A 7,257-nucleotide genomic window follows, 5' to 3' on the forward strand; every position below is an offset into this window, starting at 1 on the left:
TGAGCTCGAAGCGGCTTTTTGCTTTTTCTTTATCGGCTGATCCGGGTATGCGGTGTCAGCCATGCTGACGTTAGCCGCGCGGCATGGCGCTCGGGTTCGCATTCAGCAATGCCCTGACTTGCGCGACCTTTTCCGCATCCACGGGCGCAAGTCCTTTGCCGTCCACCCGCACGCCCGAACCGAAATGCACCGCCTCGACTGCCGTTCTGCTGACGAAGCCGGCTACCGCATCGACCGTCAAACCCGCACCGGCCAGCACCGTGCAATGCGAGCCGCCCGCCTGTTGCACCAGTTCGCGAATCGCCACTTCCGCGTGCAGCACCGACGGCTCTCCGCCCGACGTCAGCACGTTCGTCACCGCGTCGAAACCGAGTAGCACGTCGAGCGCTTCGCGCAGATCGCGCGTTTCGTCGAACGCACGATGGAAGGTGATCGCCAGACCATCGGCCGCATCGATCGCGCACGCGAGCCCGTCGCGGTCGATCGTGCCATCGGCGTTCAACATGCCGATCACGATGCCGTTCACGCCCGCCGCTTTGACCGCGCGCACGTCGCGCAGCATCACCGCGTAGTCGTCGGCGTCATACACGAACGAGCGGCTATGCGGCCGCACGATCACGTTCACCGGAATCCGGACAGCCGCCACCACCGCTTCGACCAAACCGACGCTCGGCGTCAGCCCGCCCTCGCCCATCGCGGTAACGAGTTCGATACGGTCGGCGCCCGATTGCGCGGCGGTGCGCGCATCGGCGACGGTCGTGGCAATCACTTCGAGCAGGATGGACATGAGCGCAGACGGATGTCGTTAAAACGACATCATCTCAGAACCGCTCTTCGTCCACCCAATCGATGTCGCCGCACAACACGCAGGTCTGCTCGCCGACGCGCGTCGCCACCGACAGCGTCACGCACGGCAATGCCTCGTTGATCGACAGATACGGACGCGTCACATGCACGCGCGCCGGCGCGTTGATCGCCTCGCGGAAGTACGGGCGGCGCAGCCAGTTCGCCCCTTGCGCGTCGGCGAGCGGCAGGAAGCGCGTCTCATGCGCCGCGCGATCGGCGCGCAGCACCACGTTGCGGCCCGCCTGCTTGCCCTTCGCGTCGAGCAGGAAGCAGCGCGCGGCGTGATCGAGCGCAAGGAAGTTCCAGCACACTTCGTCGAGCGGCTCGCCTGCGGCAAGCCGCTCGGCGGCGCGCTCGAAGGCCCGCAGGTACGGCGCGAGACGGCTCGCGTTGCGGCGCTCGCGCGCTTCGGTCTGATCGCGATACCGCTCGGTGAGTTCGTCGATGCACGCCACCGCGTGCGCCGCGTCGACCGCGCCCGGGTTCGGCCGGCCAAAGAAAAAGCCCTGCACGAAGTCCGCGTTGCAGGCGAGCGCCATCTGCGCTTCATGCTCCGTTTCCACGCCTTCGATGAGCACCAGCTTGCCCGCTTCGTGCAGCAGCGCGACCAGTCCCGGCAGAATCGTCGCCATGTCGGCGCGATGCGCGGCGTGCGACAGCATGATGCGGTCAAGCTTCACGATGTCGGGATTCAACTGCCAGATGCGCTCGACGTTCGAGTGGCCCGCGCCGAAATCGTCGAGTGCGATCAGGAAGCCGCGCTCGCGGAACTGGCGCACCCCATCGGCGAGACGCTCGAGGTCTTCGGCGCGCTGTTCGAGCACTTCGAGCACGATGCGCCGCGGCGGCAGATCGAGCCGGCGCAGATTGGCCAGCAACGCGGCGGCATGGTACGGATCGGTGAGCGCACCGGGGTGAATGTTCAGAAACAGCCACTCGCGCTCGGCGCCGAGCACCTTGAAGTTTTCCAGATGCAGCGTCTGCGCGAGACGATCCACGTGCAGCACGTCGCCCAGACGCGCGGCCTCGCCGAATACGTCGAGCGGCGACACGGCGCGATCGAGCGCGTCGTGCGCGCGCAAGAGCCCCTCGTAGCCGACCGCACGCATATGCGACAGGCTGAAAATCGGCTGGAACACGCTGGTCAGCGTCAACTCGCCATGCTGCACTGAAAAACGTTGAAGCCCCGACGTCACCTCGACGTCGAAGCCATGCGGCGCGCTGGCCGCTCTATCCTGTTGCGCAATCGTCATGCAATCCTCTCACACGAGAGCCGGCCCGGTTCGGACGCGGGAGCGAACAAACCTCGGCGCCATTTCTAAAATGTGCGTTATTGCTACTGCTTAAGCAAGCTCCATGCGCACGCTGCCGCACATTCGCATGAAATTTGTCCTAAAGACTGCACCGGCAGATGAGCCGATGCGCCGTGCGGGGGCGTAACACGCACCGTTGAGGTGCGTGGTGGGAGGTGGGCCGGGCGTCAGGTTCGGTGCCGCGTGTATCGCCGTATGCGCCGCCGTCCTGCCGGGCTGGCAATAGCGCAAGGCGTCTCCGGGCTACACTTTGGCCTTGCGCCTCGTGAACGCCACGCGGCGAGATGGTCGTCAATCTCCGAGGAAACCCCGTTATATCCCCACGCATAGACCGATGGAAATAGTCTTCACCGTATTGATTCTCCTGCTCGCCGTCGCGGCATCCGGCGTCCTGAAGCGCACGCTGCCCTTCAATTTGCCGCTGCCGCTCGTGCAGATCGCGATCGGCGCGCTGCTCGCGTGGCCGAAACTCGGCTTGCACGTCACATTCAATCCGGAAATTTTCATGGTGCTGTTCATTCCGCCGCTGCTGTTCGCGGATGGCTGGCGCATTCCCAAACGCGAGTTCTTCATGGCGCGCCGCGCGATCCTGATGCTCGCGCTCGGCCTCGTGTTCATGACGGTGCTGGCGGTCGGCTACTTCGTGCATACGCTGGTGCCGGCCATCTCGCTGCCGGTCGCATTCGCGCTGGCCGCGGTATTGTCGCCGACCGATGCGGTGGCGCTCTCCGGCATCGTCGGCAAGGACAAGATTCCTGGCGGTCTGATGCATATCCTCGAAGGCGAAGCCCTGATGAACGACGCGTCCGGTCTGGTCGCGCTGAAGTTCGCGATCGCCGCGGTGCTCACCGGCGTGTTCTCGCTGCGCGACGCGTCGATCAGTTTCGTGGTGATCGCCGTGGGCGGCCTCGCGGTGGGCGCGGCGGTCAGCGCGCTGTTCAGCTTTGTGTCGGTGCACTTTCTGAATCTCAACGAAGGCGGCGATCCCGCGCCCGGCGTCGTGATGACGCTGCTGATTCCGTTCGCCGCTTATCTGACCGCCGAGCGCTTCGAGTTGTCCGGCATTCTGGCGGCGGTCTCGGCCGGCATGATGATGAACTACGCGAGCGTGGCGAACGCGGGATCGGTGGCGTCGCGCGTGCGCGGCAACAGCACGTGGACGATGATCGAGTTCGTCTTCAACGGCATGGTGTTCATTCTGCTGGGGCTGCAGTTTCCGCACATTCTCGGCCGCGCGCTGCTCGACGCGCACGAAACCAGCAACGCGCAGGTCGGGCTGCTGATCGGCTACATCGCCGCGGTGGCGGCCGCGCTGTACGCGATGCGCTTCGCGTGGGTCTGGCTACTGCGCTGGTTCGCGAGTCGCGGCGCGGCGAAGCACGGCATGGCGAACGCGGTGCCTGGCTTGCGCATGGTCACGGTGACGACAGTGGCCGGCGTGCGCGGCGCGGTAACGTTGGCGGGCGCGTTGTCGCTGCCGGAATTGTTGCCGGATGGCGCGCCGCTGCCGGGCCGCGATCTGGCTATTTTCATCGCCTCGGGCGTGATCCTGCTCTCGCTGCTGGTGGCGATCGGCGCGTTGCCGGTGTTGCTGCGCGGCTGGCGGCGCGGCAGTGACCCGCATGCGGTCGAGGAAGCGCTCGCGCGCACGATGGCCGCGCAGGCCGCGATTCGCGCGGTCGACCGCATGCACGATAAAGAGTGCGCGGATCTGGATGAATCGGAGTCGGCGTATGCAGCGGATGTCACTGCGCGGGTGATGGACCTGTATCGACGTCGGCTCGCGACGCTCGATGAAGAGCAGGAGCCGCGCGAAATGGCGCGCCGCGCCGATGCATTGGAGTTCAGGATGAAACTGGCGGCGATGCGTGCCGAGCGCAAGGCGCTGCTCGCGCTGCGCGCCAGTCAGGAGATCAACGACGAGACCTTGAACAAGCTGATGCGCGAAGTGGATTTGTCGGAGACGGCGCTGACCGCGCGGAAAAAATAGAGCTTTGTTTGCGGTAGCGGCGGCTTTTTCTCGATCACGAAACAGGAGAAGAAGCCGACCCTGCGGACGAACTGGTGCTGACCGCCCGCTTACCGCCACTCAGCAAACCGAATCAGGCCACCGGCCCCTGCGCCGGCTTCCTGCGCAGCAACGCGTACAGAATGATCGCGCCGAACGTCGCGGTGCCGATCCCACCAAGGCCAAAGCCGCCGAGCTTCAACGAAAAATCGCCCGCGCCGAGCACGAGGGTCACAGCGGCGACGATCAGATTCCGGTTGTCGGAGAAGTCCACTTTGTTGACTACCCAGATGCGCGCGCCGGTCACCGCGATCAGCCCGAACACGACAATCGACACACCGCCCAGCACCGGCCCCGGAATGGTCTGGATCACCGCGCCGAACTTCGGCGAGAAGCCCAGCACCAGCGCGATCACAGCGGCGATCACGAACACCAGCGTCGAGTAGATTTTGGTCACGGCCATCACGCCGATGTTCTCAGCGTAAGTGGTCACGCCGGTGCCGCCCGCGAAACCGGAGACGATCGTCGCGAGGCCGTCGCCGAGAAACGCGCGGCCGACATAACGGTCGAGGTTCTGGCCGGTCATCGCGCTCACCGCCTTGATGTGGCCGAGATTTTCCGCGACCAGGATCACGGCGATCGGCGCGAGCAGGGCCATCGCGTGCGGGTCGAACGCCGGCGCCGTGAAGTGCGGCATGCCGAACCACGCGGCGTTCGCGACGATCGAGAAGTCGATCGGCTTGCCCATGCCGAGACCGTTCGTGACGATCGCGTAGATCACGTACGCGATCAGCAAGCCGATCAGAATCAGCAGACGCTGCAGCATGCCGCGCGCAAACACCGCGACCGCGCCCACGCACAGCACCGTCACGAGCGCCATCCACGAATCGAAGTTGCTGCCGCTCACGCCGTGCACCGCTATCGGCGCGAGGTTCAGGCCGATCACGCAGACGATCGCGCCCGTCACCACCGGCGGCATCAGCGTCTCGATCCAGCGGGTGCCGACCGCCGACACGATCAGCCCGATGATCGCGTACACCACGCCGCACGCGATGATCCCGCCCAACGCCACCGGAATGTTCGGATTCGGACCTTGACCGCCATACCCCGTCACCGCGATCACGAGACCGATGAACGCGAAGCTCGACCCCAGATAGCTCGGCACGCGGCCGCCCACCAGCACGAAGAACAACAGCGTGCCGATACCGGACATGAAGATGCACAGGTTCGGATCGAAGCCCATCAGCAGCGGCGCGAGCACGGTCGAACCGAACATCGCGACGACGTGCTGGATGCCCATCGCGAACATCTGGGGCCACGCGAGGCGCTCGTCGGTGCCGACGATGCTGCCCTCGGCGGCGGCAGGCTGGCGGCACCAGCGGGGGAAATAGGAATCGGCCACGGCGGGGGTTCTCCTCTGTTCGGCGTGATGGTTGCCGGACGGTGCGTGCAAAAAGGCGCGGCCCGGGAATTACGCGCGAGTGTACGGAGTGGGATTGGGCCTGGCAAGCACGGCGAAAAGCGTGTGTGGCAGCGGGTGGTGACGAGATGCGAAGGCATCGCGAATACCGGGCTCGTTGCGATTCGCGGCGACGGGTGGCCGGTGCCGGCTTTTTGCTGCGACCGGATGGCTTGCGGGCGGGGCCGTTCGATCGGCGTCGCAACGCGATTGCGTTGTGCCTGGCGCCAGGCAATCGTGCGGCACGCGAGTTCTTGTGGCAAACCAGCGCTTCAGATTCGTCAGATACTTTTTCTTGTGGACGGCCCTTAAACTGACTTTACTGCGCAGCCCTAATAAGCGCATGCGATGTTGTTATAACTCTCCTATTTACGCTCACGCCTCGGCGTGAGCTTTTTTTTGTCCGTGCGTTTGTGGCTCCGTCGCGAGCGCATGCGGCACTCCACGCGCTGAGCGCCGCACCCCGTCGCAGTCAATCAACCATCAGGTCGCGTTTCGCGCCTCGGTATCAGGAGTCGCTCGCCCATCGAACGCCGCGGAGCTTACCGTCGAGCGATAGCACTGCACGCGGTTACGCCCCGCGTCCTTGGCATCGTAAAGCGTTTCATCCGCCGCATCGACCAGCACGCGGCTCGTCGCCAGCACCTTGCCACGCGCGGTGGCGACGCCGATGCTCACCGTCAGCACATGATGCGAACTCGCAACATGGCCGCGCCGCAGCGCCTGAACCGTCGCGCGAATCTGCTCGGCAATACGCATTGCGCCGGCTTCGTCCGTAGCCGGCAGCAGCACCGCGAACTTTTCACCGCCGTAGCGTGCCGTCGTATCGCCAGGCCGCCGCGCGTTGCGCGCAATGCAGCGCGCCACGGCGACCAGTGCGTCGTCGCCCGCGCAATGTCGACAACGGCGTCGCGATACGCTGTGCGCGGCCCCATTCTTCTTGCACGACTTCCTCGAAGGCACGGCGATTGTTCAAGCCGGTCAGCTCGTCGGTGCGCACCAGTTCGCGCAGCTCGTCCTCGGCCGCGCGGCGATGACACAGTTGCTGCGCGAATAGAATCGCAAGCGCGACGATCGTCACGTCGAGCCCGGCGATCAGCGAGCCGATGATCCACGCGCGATGCCGCCATTGCGCGTGGATATCGCGCGTGGACAGCGCGACGTCGCGGATCAACGGATACATGTCGATATGACGGAGCGCAGCGACGGATCATAGATCTCCAGATTGCGCTACACACGTCGCGCTCGTTCAGCAGCGACACGGTGAACACGGAGTCCTGAGCGCGCCCGCAACGCGTCGTCGTGCATTTGCGCCAGCAGCCACACGGCGATCGCGAGTATCGCGCTGGCCAGCACGATGCTGATTGCAATCGCGATTTGCGGTCGGCGCGTCACCATTGCTGTTGGTTCGGGCATGCGCTAGATGACGCGCGTGAAGTCGAGATGCACGTCGCGCACCGACGCGGCCGGATGCCGCGCGCGGATTTTCATCACAGCCCAAATACACCAAAAACTCGCAATATTTTCATTCTCGTCGGACATCGTGTGCAAGGTATTGAGAGAAATACCCGAAGCGCCTTAAGTCATACACGCACTCGACCTTTACCGTGCCGTTAGCCGATTCCATTGGT

Annotated in this window: 4 protein-coding genes and 1 pseudogene; 1 reads left to right on the forward strand and 4 read right to left on the reverse strand. The window is 64.8% G+C overall.

What is annotated here, in order from left to right; translation table 11 throughout:
- Nucleotides 1–70 precede the first annotated feature (70 nt).
- The gene (locus P0D89_RS38790) at nucleotides 71–787 is read right to left on the reverse strand and encodes a copper homeostasis protein CutC (RefSeq protein ID WP_408354562.1); all 717 of its coding nucleotides are present in this window, start codon (nucleotides 785–787) and stop codon (nucleotides 71–73) included.
- Between the two features lie 34 nt (nucleotides 788–821).
- Nucleotides 822–2,099: a sensor domain-containing phosphodiesterase gene (locus tag P0D89_RS38795; protein WP_408354565.1), complete on the reverse strand. Its 1,278-nt coding sequence runs from the start codon at nucleotides 2,097–2,099 to the stop codon at nucleotides 822–824.
- 394 nt (nucleotides 2,100–2,493) lie between these two features.
- On the opposite strand from P0D89_RS38795, the gene P0D89_RS38800 reads away from it, so the two are divergent.
- A complete protein-coding gene (locus P0D89_RS38800; protein WP_408354568.1) occupies nucleotides 2,494–4,149 on the forward strand; it encodes a Na+/H+ antiporter in 1,656 nt (551 codons plus the stop codon).
- A 112-nt stretch (nucleotides 4,150–4,261) separates the two neighbouring features.
- Here the strand turns inward: P0D89_RS38800 and P0D89_RS38805 are convergent, their stop codons facing one another.
- Complete coding sequence (locus tag P0D89_RS38805; protein WP_408354571.1) at nucleotides 4,262–5,569, reverse strand: solute carrier family 23 protein; 1,308 nt, start codon at nucleotides 5,567–5,569, stop codon at nucleotides 4,262–4,264.
- Nucleotides 5,570–6,109: 540 nt separating this feature from the next.
- Nucleotides 6,110–6,827 (reverse strand): annotated as a pseudogene (locus P0D89_RS54700) (GGDEF domain-containing protein); the annotation flags it as partial.
- Nucleotides 6,828–7,257 lie beyond the last annotated feature (430 nt).

Origin of the sequence: Paraburkholderia sp. RL18-085-BIA-A (genome assembly GCF_046027075.1) — a bacterium.
In the GTDB taxonomy this organism is placed as follows: domain Bacteria; phylum Pseudomonadota; class Gammaproteobacteria; order Burkholderiales; family Burkholderiaceae; genus Paraburkholderia.

Excerpts from the sequence above, each read along its gene's own strand:
- P0D89_RS38790 (WP_408354562.1), bottom strand. The coding sequence starts at position 787 with ATGTCCATCCTGCTCGAAGTGATTGCCACGACCGTCGCCGATGCGCGC.
- P0D89_RS38795 (WP_408354565.1), bottom strand. The coding sequence starts at position 2,099 with ATGACGATTGCGCAACAGGATAGAGCGGCCAGCGCGCCGCATGGCTTC.
- P0D89_RS38800 (WP_408354568.1), top strand. The coding sequence starts at position 2,494 with ATGGAAATAGTCTTCACCGTATTGATTCTCCTGCTCGCCGTCGCGGCA.